Origin of the sequence: Clostridium cochlearium (genome assembly GCF_900187165.1) — a bacterium.
Lineage (GTDB): Bacteria > Bacillota > Clostridia > Clostridiales > Clostridiaceae > Clostridium_G > Clostridium_G cochlearium.
On record NZ_LT906477.1, the window covers coordinates 1,382,607 to 1,406,671 of the forward strand.

Annotated in this window: 25 protein-coding genes; 3 read left to right on the forward strand and 22 right to left on the reverse strand. The window is 29.8% G+C overall.

Going from position 1 to position 24,065, the window contains the following annotated elements; all coding sequences use genetic code 11:
• Positions 1 to 656: 656 nt before the first annotated feature.
• Positions 657 to 1,061 carry a hypothetical protein gene (locus CKV72_RS06820; protein ID WP_095177831.1) on the forward strand — a complete coding sequence of 135 codons (405 nt, stop codon included), beginning with the start codon at positions 657 to 659 and terminating at the stop codon, positions 1,059 to 1,061.
• A 53-nt stretch (positions 1,062 to 1,114) separates the two neighbouring features.
• Here the strand turns inward: CKV72_RS06820 and CKV72_RS06825 are convergent, their stop codons facing one another.
• A complete protein-coding gene (locus tag CKV72_RS06825) occupies positions 1,115 to 3,676 on the reverse strand; it encodes a calcium-translocating P-type ATPase, PMCA-type (protein WP_095177832.1) in 2,562 nt (853 codons plus the stop codon).
• 653 nt (positions 3,677 to 4,329) lie between these two features.
• Here CKV72_RS06825 and CKV72_RS06830 point away from each other — a divergent pair.
• Together CKV72_RS06830 and CKV72_RS06835 are read left to right on the forward strand one after the other, a co-directional pair.
• Entirely contained in the window at positions 4,330 to 5,970 is a 1,641-nt protein-coding gene (locus tag CKV72_RS06830; RefSeq protein WP_095177833.1) for a putative manganese-dependent inorganic diphosphatase, read from the forward strand.
• Positions 5,971 to 6,062: 92 nt separating this feature from the next.
• Positions 6,063 to 6,281, forward strand: a complete 219-nt coding sequence (locus CKV72_RS06835) for a hypothetical protein (protein ID WP_095177834.1) — start codon at positions 6,063 to 6,065, stop codon at positions 6,279 to 6,281.
• A 553-nt stretch (positions 6,282 to 6,834) separates the two neighbouring features.
• Here CKV72_RS06835 and CKV72_RS06840 read toward each other — a convergent pair.
• The 21 genes from CKV72_RS06840 to CKV72_RS06940 all read right to left on the reverse strand — a co-directional run bounded on the left by CKV72_RS06840 (position 6,835) and on the right by CKV72_RS06940 (position 24,065).
• Positions 6,835 to 7,710, reverse strand: a complete 876-nt coding sequence (locus CKV72_RS06840; RefSeq protein ID WP_095177835.1) for a flagellar basal-body rod protein FlgG — start codon at positions 7,708 to 7,710, stop codon at positions 6,835 to 6,837.
• Between the two features lie 29 nt (positions 7,711 to 7,739).
• Positions 7,740 to 8,522 (reverse strand): flagellar basal-body rod protein FlgG, encoded by a 783-nt coding sequence (locus CKV72_RS06845; protein ID WP_089864807.1) that lies wholly within the window; start codon positions 8,520 to 8,522, stop codon positions 7,740 to 7,742.
• Positions 8,519 to 8,785, reverse strand: coding sequence for a hypothetical protein (locus CKV72_RS12130; protein WP_111921698.1), 267 nt, complete (start codon positions 8,783 to 8,785; stop codon positions 8,519 to 8,521). Before CKV72_RS12130 ends, CKV72_RS06845 begins: the two co-directional genes overlap by 4 nt.
• On the reverse strand, positions 8,722 to 9,195 hold the full coding sequence (locus tag CKV72_RS06855) for a DUF6115 domain-containing protein (RefSeq protein ID WP_095177836.1): 474 nt from the start codon (positions 9,193 to 9,195) through the stop codon (positions 8,722 to 8,724). Before CKV72_RS06855 ends, CKV72_RS12130 begins: the two co-directional genes overlap by 64 nt.
• Positions 9,196 to 9,207: 12 nt before the next feature.
• A complete protein-coding gene (locus tag CKV72_RS06860) occupies positions 9,208 to 9,939 on the reverse strand; it encodes a FliA/WhiG family RNA polymerase sigma factor (protein WP_089864801.1) in 732 nt (243 codons plus the stop codon).
• 3 nt (positions 9,940 to 9,942) lie between these two features.
• Positions 9,943 to 10,611: a flagellar brake protein gene (locus tag CKV72_RS06865; RefSeq protein ID WP_095177837.1), complete on the reverse strand. Its 669-nt coding sequence runs from the start codon at positions 10,609 to 10,611 to the stop codon at positions 9,943 to 9,945.
• Positions 10,612 to 10,641: 30 nt separating this feature from the next.
• Positions 10,642 to 11,532 (reverse strand): MinD/ParA family protein, encoded by an 891-nt coding sequence (locus CKV72_RS06870; RefSeq protein WP_089864797.1) that lies wholly within the window; start codon positions 11,530 to 11,532, stop codon positions 10,642 to 10,644.
• Positions 11,526 to 12,659, reverse strand: coding sequence for a flagellar biosynthesis GTPase FlhF (gene flhF, locus CKV72_RS06875; protein WP_089864794.1), 1,134 nt, complete (start codon positions 12,657 to 12,659; stop codon positions 11,526 to 11,528). The genes CKV72_RS06870 and flhF overlap by 7 nt, the downstream gene beginning before the upstream one ends.
• A 1-nt stretch (position 12,660) precedes the next feature.
• Positions 12,661 to 14,727 carry a flagellar biosynthesis protein FlhA gene (gene flhA / locus CKV72_RS06880; RefSeq protein WP_089864790.1) on the reverse strand — a complete coding sequence of 689 codons (2,067 nt, stop codon included), beginning with the start codon at positions 14,725 to 14,727 and terminating at the stop codon, positions 12,661 to 12,663.
• Positions 14,728 to 14,757: 30 nt separating this feature from the next.
• On the reverse strand, positions 14,758 to 16,587 hold the full coding sequence (locus CKV72_RS06885) for a fused FliR family export protein/FlhB family type III secretion system protein (RefSeq protein ID WP_169712356.1): 1,830 nt from the start codon (positions 16,585 to 16,587) through the stop codon (positions 14,758 to 14,760).
• 20 nt (positions 16,588 to 16,607) lie between these two features.
• Entirely contained in the window at positions 16,608 to 16,877 is a 270-nt protein-coding gene (gene fliQ, locus CKV72_RS06890; protein WP_089864785.1) for a flagellar biosynthesis protein FliQ, read from the reverse strand.
• A gap of 12 nt (positions 16,878 to 16,889) precedes the next feature.
• On the reverse strand, positions 16,890 to 17,675 hold the full coding sequence (fliP, locus tag CKV72_RS06895) for a flagellar type III secretion system pore protein FliP (RefSeq protein ID WP_095177839.1): 786 nt from the start codon (positions 17,673 to 17,675) through the stop codon (positions 16,890 to 16,892).
• A 3-nt stretch (positions 17,676 to 17,678) separates the two neighbouring features.
• Positions 17,679 to 18,041, reverse strand: coding sequence for a flagellar biosynthetic protein FliO (gene fliO, locus CKV72_RS06900; protein ID WP_089864778.1), 363 nt, complete (start codon positions 18,039 to 18,041; stop codon positions 17,679 to 17,681).
• Positions 18,042 to 18,066: 25 nt separating this feature from the next.
• Positions 18,067 to 18,576 (reverse strand): flagellar basal body-associated FliL family protein, encoded by a 510-nt coding sequence (locus CKV72_RS06905; RefSeq protein WP_095177840.1) that lies wholly within the window; start codon positions 18,574 to 18,576, stop codon positions 18,067 to 18,069.
• Complete coding sequence (locus CKV72_RS06910; RefSeq protein WP_095177841.1) at positions 18,573 to 19,310, reverse strand: flagellar motor protein MotB; 738 nt, start codon at positions 19,308 to 19,310, stop codon at positions 18,573 to 18,575. Before CKV72_RS06910 ends, CKV72_RS06905 begins: the two co-directional genes overlap by 4 nt.
• Complete coding sequence (locus CKV72_RS06915) at positions 19,303 to 20,133, reverse strand: motility protein A (RefSeq protein ID WP_089864769.1); 831 nt, start codon at positions 20,131 to 20,133, stop codon at positions 19,303 to 19,305. Before CKV72_RS06915 ends, CKV72_RS06910 begins: the two co-directional genes overlap by 8 nt.
• Before the next feature lie 19 nt (positions 20,134 to 20,152).
• Entirely contained in the window at positions 20,153 to 20,350 is a 198-nt protein-coding gene (locus CKV72_RS06920) for a flagellar FlbD family protein (RefSeq protein WP_089864766.1), read from the reverse strand.
• A gap of 332 nt (positions 20,351 to 20,682) precedes the next feature.
• A complete protein-coding gene (locus tag CKV72_RS06925; protein WP_095177842.1) occupies positions 20,683 to 21,672 on the reverse strand; it encodes a flagellar hook-basal body complex protein in 990 nt (329 codons plus the stop codon).
• Between the two features lie 99 nt (positions 21,673 to 21,771).
• Positions 21,772 to 22,167, reverse strand: a complete 396-nt coding sequence (locus CKV72_RS06930) for a TIGR02530 family flagellar biosynthesis protein (RefSeq protein WP_095177843.1) — start codon at positions 22,165 to 22,167, stop codon at positions 21,772 to 21,774.
• Between the two features lie 3 nt (positions 22,168 to 22,170).
• On the reverse strand, positions 22,171 to 22,728 hold the full coding sequence (locus CKV72_RS06935) for a flagellar hook assembly protein FlgD (protein ID WP_095177844.1): 558 nt from the start codon (positions 22,726 to 22,728) through the stop codon (positions 22,171 to 22,173).
• 11 nt (positions 22,729 to 22,739) lie between these two features.
• Entirely contained in the window at positions 22,740 to 24,065 is a 1,326-nt protein-coding gene (locus tag CKV72_RS06940; RefSeq protein ID WP_095177845.1) for a flagellar hook-length control protein FliK, read from the reverse strand.

Here is a 24,065-nt window from a genome sequence, read left to right on the forward strand (position 1 = left end):
CAAGGAACAATGAATAATTATTGAGGATTTTTTCACTTTGTTACAAAAAATCTTTGATTATATGAATTTTTATAAAAACTAAAACTAAACTATTCAATAGAATTTTATAGCTTAAAAGATTTTAACACTATAGCCTGACTTAATTTTAATGTTCTTAAAAACTAAAGCGATGTTTAACTTCGCTAAACCAGCCATCAATAAAAATGTCAATGTAGATATAATTGAAAATTGAAAGTGGAGAATGGAGAATTAAGGATATTTTAGATTTGTCTAATATAAAAAAGGTTTAGCTTTAGCTAACCCTAAAGATCTTATAAAATTAAAAACTTTTCGTAATGTTAATGGAGAAAAGTTGTCAATCATTCTCCATTTTCAATTCTAACTAATAAGATTAAAGATTTTCTGACATAAGGAGGAAAATCATCCCTCATTGTCCTCTGTCAAATGTCAAATGTCAAATGAACTGTCCTCTGTCAATTGTCAAATGTAACAAAGTCGGGAAAAGGAATTAATTATTTATACAGTTATTTTAAAATTAAAGATACTATGATATAATATGACTATATATTACCATAGTATTAATATGTATTAATTTATGTAATAATTTTTATTAAACGTGGAATCATAAATAAATATATTGCAAAGGAGTTATTTATATGGGATTTACTGATAAGTTAAATAAATACTATGCTGAAAATTACATTAAAAAATATGGAGATAGATTAGCTCAGGTACAGGGAAACATAGTTTCTGTAAAAGTTGAAGAAAAAACTATTCTCTGGATTTTTCATAAAATAACAGCAGTTTTATTGGTTAAACCAGAAAGAAGCAGAAATATTGTAAGGTGCGTGTACAAAAAGAGAAGATGGTTCAAAAAAATCGATTTCATTCAATTATCTCAAGGAAATTTTGTTTTAGTTCAAGGACTTAAAGGCAAAAAAGGAAAAGAACATCGAGAAGAAATAGAAATAATGAACATAAGAAATCTTACAACTAGAAGAGATTTAATTCCTCTTGATGAGGAACCAAAGGTTCAAAGGGTTAAAACTAGATACAAGTAGTTGTTCATTAAAAAAAGTGCGTACATCAATAAAAAATGTACGCACTTTTTATTCTATCTTTTTTTGTTCTTAATTAAAAGATATATACTATTTATAAAGGATATTATGCCAGAGAAAAATAGTACTATAAACCACTGACTTATAGTTATGCTTGATGTGTGAAAAGTTTTTTGGAAAAATGGAATGTATATAACACAAAATAGCATTACTATAGATACAGCTACTGCTAATATTAAATAAATATTGGTTGAATATTTTATTTCAAATATAGAATGCCTTTCTGATCTGCATTCAAATACGTGTATTAATTGAGATAGTATTAAGGTGCTTAGTGCAATGGTTCTACAAGTTCTTAAGTCCATATTATAAGCATAAGACATATAAAAAGAAAGAACTGTACATATACCTATTAAACTTCCCCTTATTAATATCTTTTCCTTTAGTCCTCTAGAAAATATACTCTCATCTCTTCCTCTAGGCTTTTGTTCCATAATATCTATATCCGCTGGATCTACTCCTAAGGCCATAGCAGGTAATCCATCTGTAGCCAAATTTACAAATAAAATTTGTATAGGAAGTAATGGTGTTGGAAGATTCATTATAGAGGCTAAAAATACAGTTAAAACCTCACCTAAATTACAAGAAAGCAAATACCTTATAAATTTTCTTATATTATCATATATAACTCTTCCCTCTTCTACTGCATCTACAATAGTTTTAAAATTATCATCTAAAAGTATCATAGAAGATGCTTCCTTTGTAACATCTGTCCCAGTCATACCCATAGATATACCAATATCCGCTTCTTTAACTGCTGGCGCATCATTTACTCCATCTCCAGTCATTGCCACTACTCTATTTCCTTTTTTAAAAGTTTTAACTATTCTTAACTTATGATTTGGACTAACTCTTGCAAATATTTTTATATGCTCAATTAGTTTTTCAAGCTTTCTATCACTAAGTTTATCTAGTTCTTCTCCTGTTATTACTTGTTCATAGGAGTTTGCTATACCTAATTCTTTTCCTATAGCATAGGCTGTATTCTTATGGTCTCCAGTTATCATAACAGGCATTATTCCAGCCATTCTACATTTATAAACTGCATCCTCTACTTCCTTTCTAGGTGGATCTATCATACCTGCAATTCCTACAAAAATAATATCCTTTTCTAAATTATTTCCCCTAAAATTAGCCCCTTCAATAGGTTTGTAACCTACTGCTATACATCTTAAAGCTTTTAATGACATACTTTCAACTGCTTTTAATATATCTTTTTTATGGCTTTCTTTTAAAGGTTCTATTTTTCCCGAAATATTAATGTATTTACATCTTTCTATTATTCTCTCTGGTGCTCCTTTTATATATAATGTATTTTTTCCACCTTCCTTTACCACTACAGACATAATCTTTCTATTAGAATCAAAGGGCTCTTCATATATTTTCTTACCTTTATCTAATATGGACTTTAATTCTTTTGTGTTCTTAAAACAAGCTCTTATTAAAGCAACTTCTGTAGGATCTCCAAATACTCCCTTATTTATATCCTTCTGACTAAAATCCAGATTACAATCATTACAATATGTAATAATTTTTCTAAAAATTTCATCTTTAATGATTTTTTCTTCTCCTAAAGCTTTTAAAACATTGTTATAAAAAACTTCTTTTACCTTCATTTTATTTTCTGTTAATGTTCCAGTTTTATCACTACATATTATAGATGTGCATCCTAAAGTTTCTACAGCTGGTAACCTTCTAACCAGTGCATTTTTCTTTAACATTCTAAAAACTCCTAATGCTAAAGAAACCGTTACAATAGCAGGTAATCCTTCTGGAATAGCTGCCACCGCTAAACTTACTCCTAAAAGTAACATCTCATATTTATTATTTCCCCTCATTATACCAACAACAGTTACCACTATACAAATAATTAAACATATTACAACCAATACCTTACCAAGTGAATTTAATTTTTCTTTAAGAGGAGATTTATCTTTTTCTATATTATCAAGCATACCTGCTATTTTACCCATTTCAGTGTTCATACCAGTTGCTATAATTTTTGCCATAGCTTTACCCTTTAAAACTATGGTTCCCATATAAATATCTTTATTTTTTCCATTGCCACTTTTATTAACTCCTACAGATTCACCAGTTAACAATGATTCATCTAACATAAGGGAGTAATTATCTAATATAATAGAATCTGCAGGAACTCTATCTCCACTTTCTATTAAAATTACATCTCCAATAACCAACTCCATAGCATTTATAACCTTTATTTTTCCATCTCTCATCACCTTAGCTGTAGGTGCAGCCATATTTTTTAGGGATTCTAAAGACTTTTCTGTTTTATATTCTTGTATAAATCCTAAAGTTCCATTTATAACTATTATGACAAAAATAGTTATAGCATCTGCCTTTTCCCCCATAAGTCCTGATAATACAGTTGCCACTATTAAAACCCAAATTATAACATCATTAAATTGTTCCAAAAAAATTTTAACAGGAGATATTTTTTCCTTCTCCTTTAAAGTATTTAGTCCATATTTTTTAAGACGAATCTCAGCCTCCCTTGTACTTAATCCTAATTGTAATACTTCTTTTTTACTAACCAAAATAGCACCTCCAAACTATGTTCCCTGTTAAAATATATGCAGAAACCTTTAAATAATGAACAACTTTTTCAGAGGACAGTTCATTTGACATTTGACATTTGACAGAGGACAATGAGGGATGATTTTCCTCCTTACGTCAGAAAATCTTTAATCTTATTAGTTAGAATTGAAAATGGAGAATGGAAAGTTGAAGATGATTGACATCTTTTCTCTACTGTCGTTACGAAAAGTTTTTAATTTTATAAGATCTTTGGGTTTAGCTAAAGCTAAACCTTTTTTTATATTAACTAAATCTAAGATATCTTCAATGTTCAGCTTCGCTGAACGAATTTTCCATAGTACAACTATCTTTAACAAATCAAATAAAATTAAAATTTTTCTGAGTGCAACAAAGAAAAATCTCCTCCATTCTCCACTTTCAATTTTCAATTATATTATAAAATTAAAGATTTTCTGTAGCAAAGCGGAGGAAAATCCTATGTCCACTGTCAATTGTCCTATGTCCTCTATCCTCTATCCTCTGTCCTCTGTCAATTGTCCTATGAAAAAGTTCACTAAAAAAGGGGGGGCTGGAGTTTTTCTGTTTTTTTTGCTATTATTAATAAACGTAAGAAATATTTTCAAATACTTTAATTTTTCAAGGAGGATTTATTTTGAAGGATATAATTTATATTTCTGGTCACAGAAACCCAGATACGGATTCTATATGTTCTGCCATAGCCTATGCAGAATTTAAAAATAAAACAGGAGGAACTCCTGCTATTCCTATAAGACTTGGTCAGATAAATAGAGAAACAAAATTTGTATTGGATTATTTTAATGTAGAGGAACCTGAATTTATAGAAACTATAAAGGCTCAAATACAGGATTTAAACATAGACAAGGTAGCACCTATATCACCAGATATTTCACTTAAAATGGCCTGGTCTATTATGAAGAAAAACAATCTAAAAACCCTACCTGTTGTAGGAAACAATGATAAATTAATAGGACTTGCTTCTCTTTCTAACATTACCTCTACATATATGGATATATGGAATAACAATATTTTATCTAAAAGCAATACTACATTAAATAATATAATAGAAACCCTTTCAGCTAAATGCATTTATGGAGATATTACATCAAATAATTTTACGGGTAAAATAGTAGTAGCAGCTATGCAACCTGAAAGTGCTTGTGACTTAATAGAAGAAGGGGACATTGTAATATGTGGAGATAGAGAAGATACTCAGGATTTAATATTGGATTTAAAGGCATCTTTAATGATAATAACAGGAAAACATGAAGTATCTAAAAAAATAATAGATAAGGCTAAGAAAGTTAATTGTGCCATAATAACTACACCTTATGATACCTTTACAGCCTCTAGACTACTTCCTCAAAGTGTTCCCGTAGATTATGTAATGACAAAGGATAATTTAGTAGTATTTCATCACGATGATTTGGTAGATGAAATTAGAGATATAATGCTTGAAACAAGATATAGGAGTTATCCTGTAGTAGATAATAATAAAAAGGTTTTAGGAAGTATATCAAGATATCATTTAATATCTAAAAATAAAAAGAAAGTTATTTTAGTAGATCATAATGAAAGAAGTCAATCTGTACCAGGACTTCAAGATGCTCAATTAATAGAAATAATAGATCACCATAGAATTGCAGATATACAAACAGGTTCTCCTATCTACTTTAGAAATGAACCTGTAGGTTGTACTGCTACTATAATAGCATCTATTTACTTTGAAAATGGTATAAGACCATCAAAACAAATGGCAGGATTATTATGTGCTGCTATAATATCAGATACTCTTTTACTTAAATCACCTACATCTACAAACACAGATAAATATATGTTAAAAAGACTTTCAGAAATTGCAGATTTAGATGTAGAAAGCTTTGCAGAAGAAATGTTTAAAGAGGGAACTTCCCTAAAAGATAAAAGCATAGAAGAGATATTTAACCAAGATTTTAAAACCTTTAACATAAACTCTCTAACTGTAGGAGTTGGGCAAATAAATACCATGGACACAGAAGGTTTTAATTCCTTAAAAGATGATATGTTATCTTACATGGAAAATAAAGCCTCTGACGAAAAATTTGATTTGCTTATTTTAATGGTTACAGATTTATTAAAGGATGGTTCTCAACTTATAGCTGCAGGAAAAGAAAAGCATTTAGTAACTAAAGCTTTCGGAAAAGAATTAAAGGATAATGCTGTGTATTTACCTAATGTTATGTCTAGAAAAAAACAAGTTATTCCACCTTTATCTACTGCAGCTTCTGATATATAAAAATTAAATTATAATTTAGTAAACTTATTCCTTCTAACTTCATATACTAATAGTGATTAATTTGCAAATGATTTATTTTTAGGAGGAATAATATGTACAATAATCACTGTATATTTAATCCATCATTTATTTGCCCTATGATGGGATCACCCTATTCAAATATGAATATGGATATGGGATTAAACTATAACTACAATAACTTTAATGATTATAATTCTGACATTACTTATGAAAATCCCTTTAATCCCGTAGGAAATGGAGCTTTTAACATAAAATTTAAAAGAGTAAGTTTAGACGAACTGGTAGATTAAAAAACTCTTCACTGTTAGTTTTCCTTAACTAACAGTGAAGAGCTTTTTAATCAATGAAAAATTAATAATGAATAATGAACAATTTAGGTGGATTTTCTTCCGTTTCACTACAGAAAATCTTTAATCTTATTAGTTAGAATTGAAAATGGAGAATGGAAAGTGGAAAATGATTGACATCTTTTCTCTACTATCGTTACGAAAAGTTTTTAATTTTATAAGATCTTTGGGTTTAGTTAAAACTAAACCTTTTTTATATTAACTAAATCTAAGATATCTTCAATGTTCAGCTTCGCTGAACGAGTTTTCCATAGTGCAACTACTTTAACAAATTAAATAAAATTAAAATTTTTCTGAGCGCAACGAAGAAAAATGTCCTCCATTCTCCATTCTCCACTTTCAATTTTCAATTATATTATAAAACTTAAGATTTTCTGTAGCAAAGCGGAGGAAAATCTTCCTTCATTGTCCTATGTCCTATGTCAATTGTCCTCTGTCCTCTAAAATCTACCTTAATTATTCATTATTAATTATTCGTCGTTCATTAACTAAAGTTTTATCTTGATCTTAAATTATTTATCATTCCCCACATCTCATCTGCTGTTCTAACAGCTCTTGAGCTAAATTCAAAAGCTCTTTGAGATACTATCATATCTGCCATTTCTTTTTCCATTTTTACATTGGATCTTTCTACATATCCTTGTAGTATGTCTGAATTTACGGCTTGTGGATTTACTCCTTCTACTGGAGTATATAAATTATCTGCTACAGAAATAAAGGCATTTTCTCCTACTGCATCATAAACATTTATTTTACCTATTAATCTAGGTTTTTTATCATTATTTTTTAAATAAACACGTCCATCTTTTTCTACATAAAAATTATCTTTAGTTAATGGAGTTCTTCTTTGGCCTTCATCAAATTCATCGTATTCGTCAAAATCATCTTCATAATCGTAGTCATCATCATAATAATCATCAAAATCATATTCTTCGTCTTCATCTATGAAATTCTCTATATTTGTATCTATTTCTAATATATTTCCATTCTTATCTACTAAGTTTCCTCTGTTATCTATGTTAAAACTTCCTGCTCTTATGTAGTATTCCTTATTATCTCTAAACACTTTAAAATATCCATTACCATCTATGGCAAAGTCTGTACTAGAACCTGTATTATTAAGAACTCCCTGGCTGTTATCTCTTATCCATGGACCAGTTTTTACACCTGTTCCGTTTATTTGATTTTTATTTCCCTGTTCATCTACAGGATATCCTCTTCTATCAAGTGTTTCATACATTAAATCTTGAAAGGAAACATCTTGTCTTTTGTATCCTTCTGTATTTACATTAGCTATATTATTAGATATGGCATCTAATTTTTCCTGTTGGGCATACATGGCACTTCTTCCAGACCAAAGCACTCTAAGCATTATATAATCCCCTTTCCTTGTGTGTTAAATTATCTTACGCTTCCTAATTCATTTACAGCTTTTCCTAAGGTTTCATCTATAGATTGTATAACCTTTTGACTGGTTTCAAAAGTTCTCATAACTGTCATCATTTCGATCATTTCTCTTACTGTATTTACATTGGATTTTTCTAAATTACCTTGTTTTACAATATAATCTGTGGAATCTATAGGATTATTTCCTGTATAGGCATCTTGTCCTACTTTTCTTAAATCACCATAATTTTGAAAATCTGCTACTTGCACTGTATAAGCAGTATTTCCATTAACTAATATATTTCCCTCTTTTGTTAAAGTAAAATTTTCTGTATTTAATCTAATAGGTTCTATGGCTCCTGTAGCATTATTTCTTCCAATTACATTATCTCCACTATCATTTACCAAAAATCCTCTGTTATTTACATAGAAATGCCCATTTCTTGTATATAGTCTTTCATTCCCACCTTGTCCTTGTCTTTCTATTACAAAAAAACCTCTTCCTTGTATTGCAAAATCTGTATTTCTTTCAGTTTTTTCTATCATACCCTGTTGAAAATATGTATTTACCTCATCTATTTTACTTCCCATAGAAAGCCCGCCAAGGTCCTGTCTTACATTTTTATTGCCCCTTTTTTTATCATAATTGTATAAAAGCACCTCATCAAATTGTTTAACGGATAAATTGTCAGATTTAAAACCTGGTGTAGTTACATTAGCTAAATTATTAGTTATAACATTTTGTTTTGCCTCTTCAGTAATCATACCAGATACAGCAGTATATAATCCTCTTATCATTTTTTCTTCACATCCTTATCTATAATAACTTTTACTTCTTCTGGATATTTCATTCCCATGGAACGGGCTCTTTTTTCTATTTCATAATCACTTAGATTATAATTTATTTTAACTCCTATCATAGAAGTTATACCCATAACTATACCTATGCCAATTCCTAATAATAGTTTTCTATCACTTAAAAATGAAATAAACTCTTTTATTCTAGGTATAAGTCCTTTATTAATAATACCTCCCCCTTGCCCATATTTAAAGTTTCGCATATTTCCTCTATATTTTTTCCCTCATCTATTAATTTTTTTATTTCTTCTATTTTTACATTGTTGTAATTTGAAACCTTTACTTTTTCAGGTTCATCTACTTTTTCTTCATCTAAGGTGTCTATATTTTGTATAACAGTTTCAACAGGTTTTTCATAACACTCTTTTTCAATTTTATCTTCCAATTTTTCTATATATGTTTTTAAATCTTGAATTTCTTCTTGAAGACTATAGAATGTTTCTCCCATTTCTTTTCTCATTTTCATAATTTCTGCTTCATTTTTATCCATATTATCATGAGCTATATTTAGGTTTTCATTAAAATTCTCTTTTTTATATGTTTTTTCCTCTTTTATAATTCCTATATTTAAAACTATAAGTGCTATTCCTATGATTAATAAAATAAAATGCATTAAAATTGCTCCTTAATAATTTATAATTTTTAGTTTTTTTAGCTCATTTCTTAAATGGACAATAGCTCTACTATGTAATTGACATACTCTAGATTCCGAAACCTCTAAAACCTTACCTATTTCCTTTAAAGTAAGTCTTTCATAATAATACAATGATAATACTATTCTATCTCTTTCTTTTAATTTATTTATAGCCTTTTCTAAATACTCAATTAATTCTTTTTCTTCTAAAGTTTTCTCGGGGCTCGGACTATCTTTATCTACCACAGTGGACATTAGAGATATATCCTCGTCATCAGAAAATATAAAATCCTCTAAGGATACTACAGATATATAATTTATATAATTTTCTATTTGAGATACTTCTTTTAAAGACATATCTAATTCCTTTGCCACTTCTTCTAGCTTAGGTTCTTTAAAGTTTTTCATTTGCAGCTTTTCTACTGCCTCATTGTATTTATTAAGCTTGTCCATGGCACTTTTTGGTATAGGACTTATTCTTCTTAACTCATCTATCATTGATCCTCTTATTCTTATAGATGCATAAGTAGAAAATTTCATTCCCTTAGATGGATCAAATTTTTTCATAGCATCCATAAGTCCAAGCATTCCATATCCTACTAGATCATCATAATCTATATACTTGGTTTTTCCTATAATAACTCTAGATGCTATATATTTTACAAGGGGAATATATTTTTTTACTAGTTCTTCCTTAACATCACATGTCTCAGCTATGGACATATCTCATTCCTCCTTTGCCCCAGTTTTTCTCTGCTCCCTCATTATCTGAAATAATAAGGACACTATTTTTTCTACAGTTTTATTATCCACATCATGAAAGCTTACTCCATATACAAACTCATTTAACTTTTCTTTTCTTATTATTTTTCCCTTTACAGATATATTTTCATCTTTTATAGGTATGGTAAGCATTAAAAGCTCTCCTCTTTCTAACTCCTTTTCTGTAGACAGTTTTATACCTCCACCACTAATATCTAGTGTATGTCCATGAAAAAGTTCAAATTGATTATCTAATCTGTCTATTATACCTTGATTTTTCTCTAAAACTGCACATAATACTTCTGTAACAAAAGGTACCCTTACAAAATTTCTTCTCTGTACTTTAAATATTTTATCTGGATGCTTTAAAAGTATCATCATAACTCTATCTACTTTTCTACCTGACACCACTGTATAAAATTTGTATAATTTATTTTTTTCGTAATATACAGCCTCTACTCGGTCTCCCCTTCTCAGTGGAAGATATTCTCCATCTTTTACTGGTATACTTATGGCTATATAATCTTTATCGATATCCTGTATATTGCTTTTATAAATTCCATCATCCATTAATATTTCTATTCTTCCATTAACATTAAAATCATTAATATCAAATTCCTTTATTGACTTCATAATTATCCCACCCCATTGTATAATAAATAATTAAGCCTTAAAAGCATTAAACATTCTCTTAAAAAAGCCTTGTATGCTGGAATCCTTAGATTTTTCTTTTATATAACCTCTATTCTTTATTAAAGAATTTGCTATACTTTCTATATTCTTTGTAGCATAAGAATTTGGAAAACTCAATACAAAAGGCCTTTGTTTTCTCACCGCTTCTATAACCTTCCTATCTTCCATTATAAACCCTAAATAATCCAAATCAATACCTAAAAATTTCTTAGAAGTATTATTAAATTTATTAAAAGTATTTAACGCTTCTTTAGAATTTAAAGCCTTATTTACAACTACCTTAGCATTACTTTTTATATCAAAATGACTTACTAATTTTAATAAGCTATAAGCATCTGTTAAAGCTGTAGGTTCAGGAGTTGTAAGAAGTATTAACTCCTCACTACAGGATATAAATCTTAAAACTTTATAATCGGCTCCTGCACCTGTATCTATAATTATGAAGTCTAAATCCCTTAAATTACTTATTTTTCTAATAAAATTTTCCCTTATTTCATCTGTAATTTCATTTAATTTAGTCATGCCAGAACCACCTGGTAAAAGTTTAACTCCAAAAGGTCCTTCTATTATTACCTGTTCTAAAGGCATATTATTAAACAAAATATGACCAATATCGTATTTAGGGAAAAAACCCATTAATATATCGTCATTAGCCATTCCTATATCCGTATCCAATATAAGCACCTTTTTACCTGATTTTTGAAGAGTAATGGCTAAATTCACAACAAAATTGCTTTTACCAACTCCACCTTTTCCAGAAGTTACAGTAAGTATTTTGGGCATTTTTCCATACTTTATTTCCTGCGAATTATATGACTTTTCTGCTACTAATTTTCTTAAGGATGCAGCTTGATCTAACATATGTTATCCTCTCCTAGTATTAAGCTACTTATTTCCTTTGGAGTTATAGCTCTTATATCATCTGGTACATTTTGCCCAGTAGTTATAAAGCTTATGGGTTTTTTTGTGCTATTTACTATATTTAATATAGATCCATAGGTTGTAGTTTCATCCAACTTGGTGATAATAACATTGTTGTATCCTAAGGTTTTATATCCTTCTACTATATTGTCTATATCCCTATTTTTTGTAGTAGAACTTATAACTAAATGTATATTATCACTATTTACTTTTTCTATAAAAGCTCTAAGCTCTGAAATCTGCATTACATTTTTAGAACTTCTTCCTGTGGTATCCACTAAAACCACTTCACAATTTTTCATATTTTCTATAGCTTCTTCCATATCATTTATGGAAAATACTACTTTAAAGGGTATTCCCATAATATCCGCATAGGTCTTTAACTGATCTACTGCTCCTATTCTATAGGTATCTACAGTAATTAATCCTACTTTCTTTTTCTCTACTAAGGAAAGTCTTCCTGCAAGTTTTGCAATGGTTGTGGTTTTTCCTACTCCAGTAGGTCCTACTAAAACCACAGCACCTTTTAAATCCTCTGAGGATACCTTAACTGTATTTTCAATAAATTCCTTTGTCTTTTCCATCAATTGTTCTTTATTTTCTAATCCATTTAATACTTTTAATATTTTTTCTACAATATCTTCTGATACATCATTGTCTTTTAATAGACTTTTTATCTCTTTTATTTCTTCTTTCTCCTCTTCTACATTTCCTTTGTAGGCATTATCTATAAAAGATGTAACCACATTTTTCATTTCTTCTATTTCTTTTAATATTTCTTTATTTCCATTACTATTATCTAAATTGTTTTCTGCCGGTTCTTCTTTTTTCCTATCTATACTATTTTCTAATAACTGTTTTACTGCATTATAGTTTTCTGATTCTCTTTTACTATTAGAGCTTTCAGCAGCTGCGGTAACTTCAAGAACTTTCTTTCTAAAAAAGCCACTAATTCCTGGTCTTTTAACCTTCCGCTGACTTATTATTACAGCATCTTGTCCCATTTCATATCTTATTCTAGTCATGGCTTCATTCATATTATTTACCACATATTTTTTTATAATCATTTTATATACTTACAACTCCTTCTGCCTTAATATCCACATCATTTGGAATTTCATTTATAGATAAAACAGCTAAATTAGGAAAAACCATTTCCGTTAATTTTCTAAAGGCTGGTCTTATATTTGGAGAAACCAATATAGCTGGTTGTCCCTCATAAAAGAATATTTTATCCATATTTTCCTTTAATGAAGATAATATTTTTCCAGTAGTATCTGGATCTATTGCAGGGAAAGAGCCTTGCATAGATTTTTGAATATTATTTCCTATAAGTTCCTCTACTTCAGGAGCTAATGTCATTACAGTTATTGCACCTTGTTCATCTATTAAAGGTTCACATATATTTCTACTTAAAGCAAATCTAACATACTCTGTAAGAAGTTCTAAATCCTTTGTAGTCCTTGAATTATCTGCTAAGGATTCTAGTATTGTAACCATATCTTTTATAGAAACTCTCTCTTTTAATAAGTTTTGTAATACCTTTTGTATTTCTCCTACAGTCATTAAATCTGGTATTAATTCTTCCACTACAGCACTATATTTTTCCTTAAGTGAATCTATTATAAGTTTTACTTCTTGTCTTCCTACTAATTCATGAGAATGATTCTTTATAGTTTCAGTTAAATGAGTTATTAATACAGTAGTTGGGTCTACTACTGTAAGTCCTTTTATTTCTGCATCTTCTCTTTGATCGTTATTTATCCAAACTGCTGGAAGTCCAAAAGTAGGCTCTATAGTTCTAATACCCTCTATTCCATATTCTCCATTGCTAGGATCCATACAAAGTAGCATATTTGCCATAAGTTCTCCCTTAGCCACTACAGTACTTCTTATCTTTATAACATATTCATTAGTTTTTAATTGTAGATTATCCCTTATTCTAATAGGTTGTACTACTATTCCCATTTCTATAGCACATTGTCTTCTTACAGAAGTTATTCTTTGAAGTAAGTCTCCTCCAGAACCCTCATCTGCTAGCGGAATAAGTCCATATCCTATTTCTATTTCCATAGGTTCTACATTTATTAAATTCATTACATTTTCTGGTTCTCTGCTTTCTATTTCTGTTATTTCTTGCTGCTCATATTCTATTTGCTCTATAATCTTTTCCTTTTCATCTTTATATAAAAAATAAGCTGCTACTCCACTAGCCATTGATAGTATAAAAAAAGGTAGAGATGGAAGTCCTGGAACTAAAAATAAAAAGAACAATATAGCAGAAGCCATAGCTATAACTTTTGGAAAAGTTGTAAGCTGTGTACTTACTACAGAACCTAGGTTTTCATCGCTACCTGAACGGGTAACCAATATACCAGAAGCTGTAGATACCAAAAGTGCTGGGATTTGGCTTACAAGTCCATCTCCCACTGTAAGTCTTGTAAAAAGCTGAGCAGCTTCTGAGGCTGATAGGCCATGCATCATAACACCTATAATTATTCCACCTATAATATTTATAAAAGTTATTATAAGTCCAGCTACAGCATCACCTTTTACGAATTTAGAGGCACCATCCATAGCCCCATAAAAGTTAGCTTCATCTTGAAGCTTTTTTCTTCTATCCCTTGCACCATTTTCATCTATAAGTCCTGAGTTTAAATCTGCATCTATACTCATTTGTTTTCCTGGCATTGCATCTAATGTAAATCTTGCAGAAACTTCTGCTACTCTAGAAGCACCATTAGTTATAACTATAAATTGAATTATTACAATAATTAAAAATATTATAATACCTACTACATAATTTCCTCCCACAACAAAATCTCCAAAGGCTTCTATTATGCCTCCTGCATCTGCTTGACCTAGTATAAGTCTTGTGGAAGATACATTTAATGATAATCTAAATAAAGTAGTTATTAAAAGTATTGTAGGAAAGGATGAAAACTGTAGTACATCTGTAGTAAACATGGTCATTAAAATAATTACTACAGATATGGTTATGTTCACAGCTAATAATATATCCAATGCACGAGTAGATATAGGAATTATTATCATCATTATGATTCCTATAATACCTAGGGAAACAATCACATCTAAATTATTTTTTAATTTTAATTTGTTCCTTGTATCTTCCAATAAAAACACCATCCTTAAAGTTAAACACTTTTACTTATTGAATTTGAATACAAAAGCTAAAATTTCTGCTACTGCTTCATACATTTCCACAGGTATCTCTTCCTCTAATTCAACCTTTTCGTATATCATTCTGGCTAAAGGCCTATTTTCAATAATAGGTACCTTATTTTCACGAGCCTTTTCCTTTATTTTATATGCTACATAATCTGCTCCTTTAGCTACAAGCATTGGAGCTTGCCCTTTTCCCTCTTCATATTTTAGTGCCACCGCTATATGAGTAGGATTTGTTATTACTACTGTAGCATCTGGTATGCTTTGCATCATTCTTCTCATTGCCATTTCTCTTTGTTTTTGTCTTATTTTTCCTTTAATTTGAGGATCTCCCTCTTGTTGTTTAAATTCTTCTTTAACCTCCTGTTTACTCATTTTCATATCCTTTTTATATTTTCTCTTTTGGAATATAAAATCCCCTACAGCTATAAAAATCATAACAAGAGTTATATTAAAAAATACTTTAACTGCTATACCCCTAAAGGCATCTAACATAATTGGAAATCTTAAACTACCTAAATTTAAAATATCCAAATAATTTTTCTTTAAAAATCTATATCCTACATAACCCACTACCGTTACGAGAGCTAAATCTTTTACAAGCTCTACTAGAGTTCTTGTGGAAAATATCCTTTTAAATCCATTTATAGGATTTAATTTTTTAATATCTGGCTTTAAAGTTTCCTTTGTAAAAATAAAACCTGTTTGTAAAAAGTTTGCCAATATTCCCATAATCATTATAGGTATAATTAAAGGCAATATAATTAGAGCTGATTTTATTAAAATAGTTACTGCTATGTAAAATAAATTTTTGTAATTTAACTCCATGCCTAAAAAATCCTTTAAAAAAGCAGTCATGAAATTTTGTAAATTGTCCATAGCATATTGTCCTAAAAAGCTTAATATCAAAGTGCTCATAAGTAAAGTAAGTGCTAATCCTACTTCTTTACTTTTTGCTACTTGTCCCTTTTTTCTAGCTTCCTGTAATTTATGTGGAGTTGCCTCTTCTGTTTTATCCTCTGAGGCAAAAATAAACAATATTGGCGGTATTCCTTTAAAAAATCCCCTAAAAGCCTCAGGAATGTTTGAAAATCCCTCAGCTATTAATTTAAATATTATTGGCATGGCCAATATTAGTGTTGCAAGCCCTATAATTATTTTTAAAGGAAGTCCTAAAATCATTACGTTTAGCTGTGGTACAGCTCTTCCTACAAGTCCTAGGGTTAATTCTGCAATTATAATTATCAATACAATAGGTATTGCTATTTTCAAACCCATAGTAAAAAATTCTATAAAAACTTCTATAATCATACTGGCAGTTTGTTGATTTAAAATAAATCTGCCAATACTAACTACATTAAAGCTATCTATTAATTGTGTTATGAGCATATGGTGCCCATCTACCATAAAAAATAATATGATTCCTGTCCAATAAAGCAATCTTTCTATTAGAGTTGAATTGCTATTAGTATTTGGATCTAACATAGATATCATAGAAAATCCTATTTGAATATCCATGTAGTTTCCTCCTAGCCTAAGGGCCATAAAACAAAGATTTGTCATAAAGCCTAAGGCTAGTCCCGTTATGATTTCACTAGAGCAATTAGTTATAAAAGCCATAGTATTATTTATAGTTGCAATTTGAGAATAATCAATTCCTGGTATTATCACGTAAGAGAGAATTAAGGTAAATGCTACTCTTAAAATAGCAGGGGTTCCCTTAGGAAAAAATACAGGTGTTACTGTAAAAAATCCAATAAGTCTTAAAAAAACCATAATTATTGCTGTGAAAAAAGCTACATCCATCATATATAACACCTACTTTTTATCTATTTCACAATGTTTGCAATAAGTTCAAAGATTCTATTAGTTAATCCCATTAGATTATGTAACATCCAGTTTCCTGTAAAAAGTCCTACTATAGCCACAGTAATGAGCTTTGGAACAAAGGTTAAGGTTTGTTCCTGAATTTGCGTAGTAGCTTGCAAAATACTAATTAAAAGTCCTACAACTATTGCAGATATAAGTATTGGTGCTGCAACTAAAAGTCCTGTACTTATAGCATCTTTCATTACTCCCATAATCATATTTTCACTCATTTATTACCCACCTCATTTAAAACTCATTATTAATGACTTTATAAGCAAATGCCATCCATCTACCATTACAAATAATAATAGTTTAAAGGGTAAGGATACCATTACCGGTGGTAACATAAACATGCCCATAGACATTAAAACACTAGCTACTACTAAATCTATAACTAAAAATGGTATGTACAATAAAAACCCTATTTGGAAAGCTGTTTTTAATTCACTTATAATAAAAGAAGGAATTACTACATAAAGAGGTATATTTTCTTTTGTAACATTCTTGTCTATATTTGAAATCTCTACAAATAATTTTAAATCCTTTTCTCTGGTCTGTTTTAACATAAACTCTCTTAAAGGTTTTGTTCCTGTTTCAAAGGCCTGTTCCTGATTTATTTCGTTCTTTATAAAGGGTTGTATAGCTTCTTTATTTATAACTTGATAAACTGGATTCATAATAAATATAGTTAAAAATAAAGCAAGTCCTATTAAAACCTGATTAGGTGGAGATTGTTGTGTTCCCATGGCATTTCGCAAGAATCCAAAAACCACTGATATTCTTACAAAACTTGTCATCATTACTATGAAAGATGGTAATATAGATAAAACAGTAATCATTAAAAATAATTTCAAATTATCTACATAGCCTTTAGGATCTGTTGTATCTCCTGGTGATATGTTTATCTTAGGTATAGGTATTTCTCCTGGTGCCGCTAAAGCCTTTTGTTGAAAACATAGTAAAGTTAATAAAAAAACTATGCCTATAGCTAAGAATATTTTTCTTTTACTACTATTTTTATTCTCCATGCTCTAATCTTCCTTTTTGTTTATTAATTTTGAATAAAATTCTTTTATAGAAGCATATTCCTTTATTTCTCTACTTTTTTGGATTTTTTCTGCTTCCTCAGAATTAAGCTCTTCTATAACTTCTACATTCCCTTGAGAAGAAGATATAAGGTATAGCTTTTCTCCTATTTTAACAATTAACAAAGCATTATCTTTCGATAAGGGCAATCTATCCAATACAGACATGTATCTTCCCTTTTGAATATTTTGTAGACTACTTCCTCCATATTTTGCAAACACATATATTAGGCATAAAATAACTGGTAAAAATATTAATATTTTTAATATGCTATATATATACTGTAATTCAAATCCTAATACTGCCATAATAAAACCTTCATCTCTCAATACACTATTGAATAATTAGCTCAGTAAAGTACACAGTTTCGCATCTACCATTTTGGAAAGCAATATTTACTTTTTCTAATATTTCTAGTTTTATTTTCTCTACACCTTTTTCATTAAAGTCAGTAGACTTTTTACTTCTTAAAACACTGTTTATAGCATCTAGTATTATAGGTTTTTTTTGTTCTAATTCTTTAGTTAATCTTTTATTTTCATATCCTAAATAAACCTTAGTTTTTACAAATCTTCTAGATTCTTCATCGGATAAATTAACAAGAAATTCTCCTGCTTCAAAAGTATTAGAAGGCACAATACTTCTTACATAACCACTATTTTGATTAACACTTACACTACTAGCCATTTGTTGGTTATTAGATTGCGGTGTATTATTAGCTTGTTTACCCTTTTGTGAGAAATAATATCCTGCAAAGGCTCCCCCACCTACAAGTATTAATAATGTAACTACCATAATTACTATTTTTATTTTACTTTTCTTTTCTACATTGTTTTCACTCATTTTTTTAATCCCTCCCGGTCTATAGAAACAATAACAATTGTAACCCTTCTGTTTTTAGCTTTATTTTCTAGAGTATCATTAGGGTAAATTGGTTTAAATTCCCCATACCCTGCTGCGGTAAATCTTTGTGGGTTTTGTTTTTTAGTTTCTACAAAATATTTTAATACATTTACTGCCCTTTGTGTAGAAAGCTCCCAGTTTGATGGATACTTATAGTTTTTTATGGGAACATTGTCTGTATGTCCTTCTACCATAACATTATTAGGTAAAGTTGATATAATTTTATTTATCTTTTCTAGTATAGGTAAACTATCTTGTTTGATATCTGCCTGAGCTGTTTCAAATAAAATACTATCATTTAGTTCTAACAAAACTCCTCTAGCATCACTTTTTATTTTTACTGATTCTTGCAAATTATTTTTTTGAACTGCATCTCTTACTTTATCATATAATTCATTTTCCCTTCCTCCAGTGGCTGTACCCATTTCTACAGTTTCTCCAACTAAAGGAATATCACCATTTTTCATATTAAAGTCAAAAACTGTCTCTCCACTTTGACCTGATAATACACTTTGAAACGCCGTAGCAATTTGTTTAAACTTTTGTGCATCCACACTAGAAAAAGAGTATAAGAGTACGAAAAACGTTAAAAGCAAAGTAACGGTGTCTGCATAGGTTTGTAGCCAATCCGCTCCACTATCTCCTCCACTTTTTCTCTTTTTCCTTCTAGACATTCTCTGACACCCCTTCGCCAGTTGATACTCCTTGTGCATATCTCTTTCTTTCTTCTGGTGATAGATAGGATATTAGTTTTTCTTCTACGATTCTTGGATTTACTCCTGATTGTATAGCAAGTATACCCTCTAACATCATTTCCCTTACTGCAACTTCTTGTTGACTTTTAAGAGCTAAATTTGCAGCCATAGGATTAAAAATTATATTTGCCATTAATGAACCGTATAATGTAGTAATTAAGGCTTTAGCCATACCAGAGGCTATTTGGCTAGAGTCATTTAAGTTACCAAGCATTTGAATAAGTCCAATTAGTGTACCTGCCATACCAAAAGCTGGTGCATATGCTCCCCATGCCTTTAGCATGTCTACGCCTTCTCCATGTCTTCTTTCCATTTCTCCTATTTCAAGATCCATTATATCCTGTATAGTTTCAGGCTCTATACCATCAACCACCATTTGAAGTCCTTTTTTTAAGAAATCATCACTTATATTATTTATTTCATCCTCTAAAGAAAGAAGTCCTTCACGTCTTGCTTTTCTAGATAAATCAATAAATTGATTTATTATGTCTATTCCTGATTTCTCGTTTTCTTTAAAAGCTTGTATTATTATCTTTGTTAATTTCCTAAATTGATGAATAGGATAATTAACAAGCATAGCACAGAAGGATCCACCTATAGTTATTATAATAGATGATATATCCCAAAAAAGTTTTAGCTGTCCTATATTGTATTCAGTTATAGTTACCATAGCCATGGCCCAAATCATCATAAGAAATCCTACTACAATTCCTATAGCTGTCAACACGTCTCTTCTTTTCATTTTTTAGCTGCCTCCCGTATCATATTTCATTATGTAAAGTGTAAATTGATCTTTTATACTTTAAAACCCTATTAATTATATCATCAATATCTTCCTTTACAAGATATTTTTTCCCATTGGTCAGGGTTATAACCGTCTCAGGAACCGACTGTAATTTTTCTATATGATCAGCATTTAAAACAAAAGCTTTATTATCAAGACCCGTTAGATATATCATGGAAACACCCCACTTTTAATTAATAATGAATAGTGAATAACTTACATTTGACAGAGGACAGAGGACAATGATGGATATTTTTTCTCCTCTTCGTTACGAAAAAATTTTAATTATATAAAATCTTTACACTTAGCTAAAGCTAAATTGTTATAGATTGACTAAATCCAATATGCCTTTGATGTTAATCAAAGCTTAGCGAATTAATTCATAAATTAACTATCTAATTCATCTAATAAAATTAAAGATTTTCTGTAGTGAAACGGAAGAAAATCCTCCTTCATTGTCCTCTGTCAATTGTCAATTGTCCTCTTGACCCCCGGAGGTCATTAACTTTATCTCTTCAAGTTAACTAGGTCTTGCAAAATCTCGTCTCCAGTAGTTATTATCTTACCATTAGCTTGGAAAGCTCTGCTAGCAACTATCATTTCTGTAAATTGTTCTGCTAGGTCTACGTTGGACATTTCTAGTCTACCTTGGATTATGTCTCCATAAGCTTTCTCGTTGCTATCCTTAACTCCAGCACCATTTCTATATAAAGCTTCCCCTGAACTTGCTGAAGTTGAATACATGTTTTTACCTTCCTTTGTAAGCCCTGCTGGATTTTTAAAGCTTGCCATGGCAATTTGTCCTATAGGTACTACCTCATTACTTGCAAGTACTGCATTTATTGTTCCGTTTTTATCTACAGAGAAGTTTTTGATCTTCATTTTAGGACCATTTTTTCCATATGTTACTTCATCTGGAATTAGTAATGGTTGTAATTCTGCTTTTACTGTTGTGGTGTTTTTTGGTACTGTTAAAGTAGATGCATCCTTCCCTGTTTTATAATCTGCTGTTGCATCTTCAGGTAAATATCCTAACACCCTATATCCATCAGAAGTTAAAAGTTGACCTTGGTCATCTAATGTAAAGGAACCATCTCTTGTATAATTAACTGTTAAATCATCATTTTTGGTTTCAACAGTTCCATCCGCTTTAACTTTAAGGGTTCCATCTGCTTTACCTCTTGCTACTACAAAGTATCCGTCTCCATCTACTGCGAAATCTAGGTTTCTTCCTGTTGGCTGCATGTTACCTTGGCTTACCATGGTGTCAATTCCTGCTACTTCTACACCTAGACCTACTTGACTTGGGTTAGTTCCTCCTATGTTAGCTGAAGCTCCTGTACCAAATTTTAAGTTTTGGCTTAGAACGTCTTGGAATCTTATTCTTTGATTTTTAAAAGCTGTGGTACCTACGTTGGCTATATTGTTTCCTATTACGTCCAGTTTAGTTTGGTTTACTTTTAAACCACTAATACCTGAGTACATTGATCTTAACATATAAAAACCTCCATTATTTTCTCATAATTATTTAGTTTTTTATCTATTGCTTTGCTTCCTTCATTCCACAAAGCTTAGGCATCTTTTAAAAAGTCCTGCCTATAAAATTACCATTCCGTCAATGTTTGTAAACACATTTCCCTGGCTTTCATCCTTTGCCATGGCGGTGATTACTGTTCTGTTTTTTATATTGGTAACTAGTGCTATGTCTTTATAGAGAATTACAATTTCTTTGCAACCCTTTTTTTCTCCCATGTTTATACCTTCATTTACCTTCTTCATATCCTGAGGATTTAAAACTATATTTCTCTGCCTTAGTCTTTCATGGGCATGATTGGACAGTACAAAACTATCTTCTTTATTTACTTGTTTTTTAAATACTTCATCAAAAGTAGTTTTTTTAGTATTTTCATTTAGTTTGTTAAGTTGCGTATTACAATATCCTTTAAAATCCTCTATAAAATGAATTTTACCGTTTATTACTCTGTATCCCATGGATTACACAACCTTATTTTCTTCCTCTGGATTTGCAGGTTCTACAGGTTTTTCACCTTCTCCTCCATCCTTTGGTGGTTCCTTTTCATCTTCAGAAGGCTCTGGTAGCTCTATAAGTTCAATTATATCTTCTAGATTAAATTGTTCTACCTTTGGTCTTGGCTTTCCGTCTTCGCCTTTTTCTTCCCCTACTATCATATTTACTTTTATATTTGCCTTATTTCTAGAAACCCCTGTAATTACACCATGATATAAATTGCCATATATATCTGCACTATTTACCATGGCATATTTCCCAATAAGGGCTGTGGCTCCAGTAAATTTCATATTACTATTTAAATTAGACATTTGTTCTATACTTGCAAATTGAGCCATTTGAGTTACATATTCTGTACCATCCTTTGCATTTAAAGGGTCTTGATTAGCTAGTTCTGCTGCAAGTATTTGTAAAAAAGCATTTTTATCTAATTCTTCACCGGGTCTTATTATTTTAGTTCCCCTATCTGTATAATTTCCTGTTACAGCCTTTTTAGATAGTAGGGCATCTACTGCATCACTCATGTTTACACCTCCTAGGCTAATATACTTATATTACTTAAATCCTCTTTTGAATTTTCATTTTCTATTATGTCATTTTCAATTGCATTTACCTTTGTAGAATTTTTCTTATTTCCTTTAAATCCTTCTTTACCTTTTTCCTTATCATTGCTAAAGAAAGTAGTATCTTCATAAAGATTTAATGAGAAATTTTCTATTTTTACAGCACCCCTTTGAAGTTTGTCTGTAATGTCTTGTAAATTAGCATTTAATAAATTAAAGGCTTCTTTGTTGTTAGCTGTAATATTTGCCTTCATTTTTCCACTTTCCATGGTTATTCTTATAACTAATTCTCCTAATTCTTTTGGGTTAATTTTTACTGTTAAATTTTTTATATTGTTAAGTTCCATGTATTTTACAGCTTTTATAACATCAGTTTTTAAAGTTTCCTTAGTAGCTACTATGTTTTCTACATTCTCAACTTCTAAATTTTCCACATTGGCTACTTTATTAAATTGATTCATAAAATTTACAGCCTTTGAAAACTTATTATCTTCTTTATCACCTAAAATATTTTTAAGTACGGCTTCTTCAGAATTTTCTTCTTTACTAAAAGATTCTTCAGCAGAATTTTGAGTTAAATTCTCTTTTTTTGTTTCTACTTTAACATTTAAATTTTCCTTAGGAACTACGGTATTATTAAAATCCTTTTTTACATTTGCGTCTTCTTTAGGCAATATTTCTTCTTTGATTAAGGAAGAAATTTGAGATTTTATTTCTTTTAATGTTTCTTCTTCTATCTCAGGATTTTTAAAAAGTGCTTTAAATTCTTCTTTATTTACTTTTTCCTCTAGTCCTAAGTCTTTTATATTAATTCCATCTAAAGCTTCTTTTAAATCCACATTTTCTTCTTTAGATATATCCTCTACTATATTTAATACTAGCTCTTCAATAGTTTTAGAAAGTTCATTTCCTTCTTTTAAAAGACCTTCTATGTCCTCTGGAATGTTTTGAAAGAAAATATTTTGTATTAATAAATATAATTGTTCATTAGTATTTTTTATAGAATTTTCTATATCTGTATCCTCTAATTTGCTTACTTCCATATCTATATCTTTTGCATCTAAAGTGGTTTTATTTTCTACTTGTGATGTATTTTCTTTAGTAGATTTTAAATAACCGTCCCCTCTTTTATCTTCTACATGGGATGTATTTTCTTTAGCAGATTTTAAATAACCGTCCCCTTTTTTGTTTTGAGAAAACTTTTTAATAAATTTATCAAAACCTTTATTTGATTTAGTTTCTCTAGGTTTTACATTGGTTTCTTTATTAAAAGCTATTTCATTAACACTCTTTATCAT

Excerpts from the sequence above, each read along its gene's own strand:
- CKV72_RS06820 (WP_095177831.1), top strand. The coding sequence starts at position 657 with ATGGGATTTACTGATAAGTTAAATAAATACTATGCTGAAAATTACATT.
- CKV72_RS06835 (WP_095177834.1), top strand. The coding sequence starts at position 6,063 with ATGTACAATAATCACTGTATATTTAATCCATCATTTATTTGCCCTATG.
- CKV72_RS06840 (WP_095177835.1), bottom strand. The coding sequence starts at position 7,710 with ATGCTTAGAGTGCTTTGGTCTGGAAGAAGTGCCATGTATGCCCAACAG.
- CKV72_RS06845 (WP_089864807.1), bottom strand. The coding sequence starts at position 8,522 with ATGATAAGAGGATTATATACTGCTGTATCTGGTATGATTACTGAAGAG.
- CKV72_RS12130 (WP_111921698.1), bottom strand. The coding sequence starts at position 8,785 with ATGCGAAACTTTAAATATGGGCAAGGGGGAGGTATTATTAATAAAGGA.
- CKV72_RS06855 (WP_095177836.1), bottom strand. The coding sequence starts at position 9,195 with ATGCATTTTATTTTATTAATCATAGGAATAGCACTTATAGTTTTAAAT.
- CKV72_RS06860 (WP_089864801.1), bottom strand. The coding sequence starts at position 9,939 with ATGTCCATAGCTGAGACATGTGATGTTAAGGAAGAACTAGTAAAAAAA.
- CKV72_RS06865 (WP_095177837.1), bottom strand. The coding sequence starts at position 10,611 with ATGAAGTCAATAAAGGAATTTGATATTAATGATTTTAATGTTAATGGA.
- CKV72_RS06870 (WP_089864797.1), bottom strand. The coding sequence starts at position 11,532 with ATGTTAGATCAAGCTGCATCCTTAAGAAAATTAGTAGCAGAAAAGTCA.
- flhF (WP_089864794.1), bottom strand. The coding sequence starts at position 12,659 with ATGATTATAAAAAAATATGTGGTAAATAATATGAATGAAGCCATGACT.
- CKV72_RS06885 (WP_169712356.1), bottom strand. The coding sequence starts at position 16,587 with ATGATGGATGTAGCTTTTTTCACAGCAATAATTATGGTTTTTTTAAGA.
- fliQ (WP_089864785.1), bottom strand. The coding sequence starts at position 16,877 with ATGAGTGAAAATATGATTATGGGAGTAATGAAAGATGCTATAAGTACA.
- fliP (WP_095177839.1), bottom strand. The coding sequence starts at position 17,675 with ATGGAGAATAAAAATAGTAGTAAAAGAAAAATATTCTTAGCTATAGGC.
- fliO (WP_089864778.1), bottom strand. The coding sequence starts at position 18,041 with ATGGCAGTATTAGGATTTGAATTACAGTATATATATAGCATATTAAAA.
- CKV72_RS06905 (WP_095177840.1), bottom strand. The coding sequence starts at position 18,576 with ATGAGTGAAAACAATGTAGAAAAGAAAAGTAAAATAAAAATAGTAATT.
- CKV72_RS06910 (WP_095177841.1), bottom strand. The coding sequence starts at position 19,310 with ATGTCTAGAAGGAAAAAGAGAAAAAGTGGAGGAGATAGTGGAGCGGAT.
- CKV72_RS06915 (WP_089864769.1), bottom strand. The coding sequence starts at position 20,133 with ATGAAAAGAAGAGACGTGTTGACAGCTATAGGAATTGTAGTAGGATTT.
- CKV72_RS06920 (WP_089864766.1), bottom strand. The coding sequence starts at position 20,350 with ATGATATATCTAACGGGTCTTGATAATAAAGCTTTTGTTTTAAATGCT.
- CKV72_RS06925 (WP_095177842.1), bottom strand. The coding sequence starts at position 21,672 with ATGTTAAGATCAATGTACTCAGGTATTAGTGGTTTAAAAGTAAACCAA.
- CKV72_RS06930 (WP_095177843.1), bottom strand. The coding sequence starts at position 22,167 with ATGGGATACAGAGTAATAAACGGTAAAATTCATTTTATAGAGGATTTT.
- CKV72_RS06935 (WP_095177844.1), bottom strand. The coding sequence starts at position 22,728 with ATGAGTGATGCAGTAGATGCCCTACTATCTAAAAAGGCTGTAACAGGA.
- CKV72_RS06940 (WP_095177845.1), bottom strand. The coding sequence starts at position 24,065 with ATGATAAAGAGTGTTAATGAAATAGCTTTTAATAAAGAAACCAATGTA.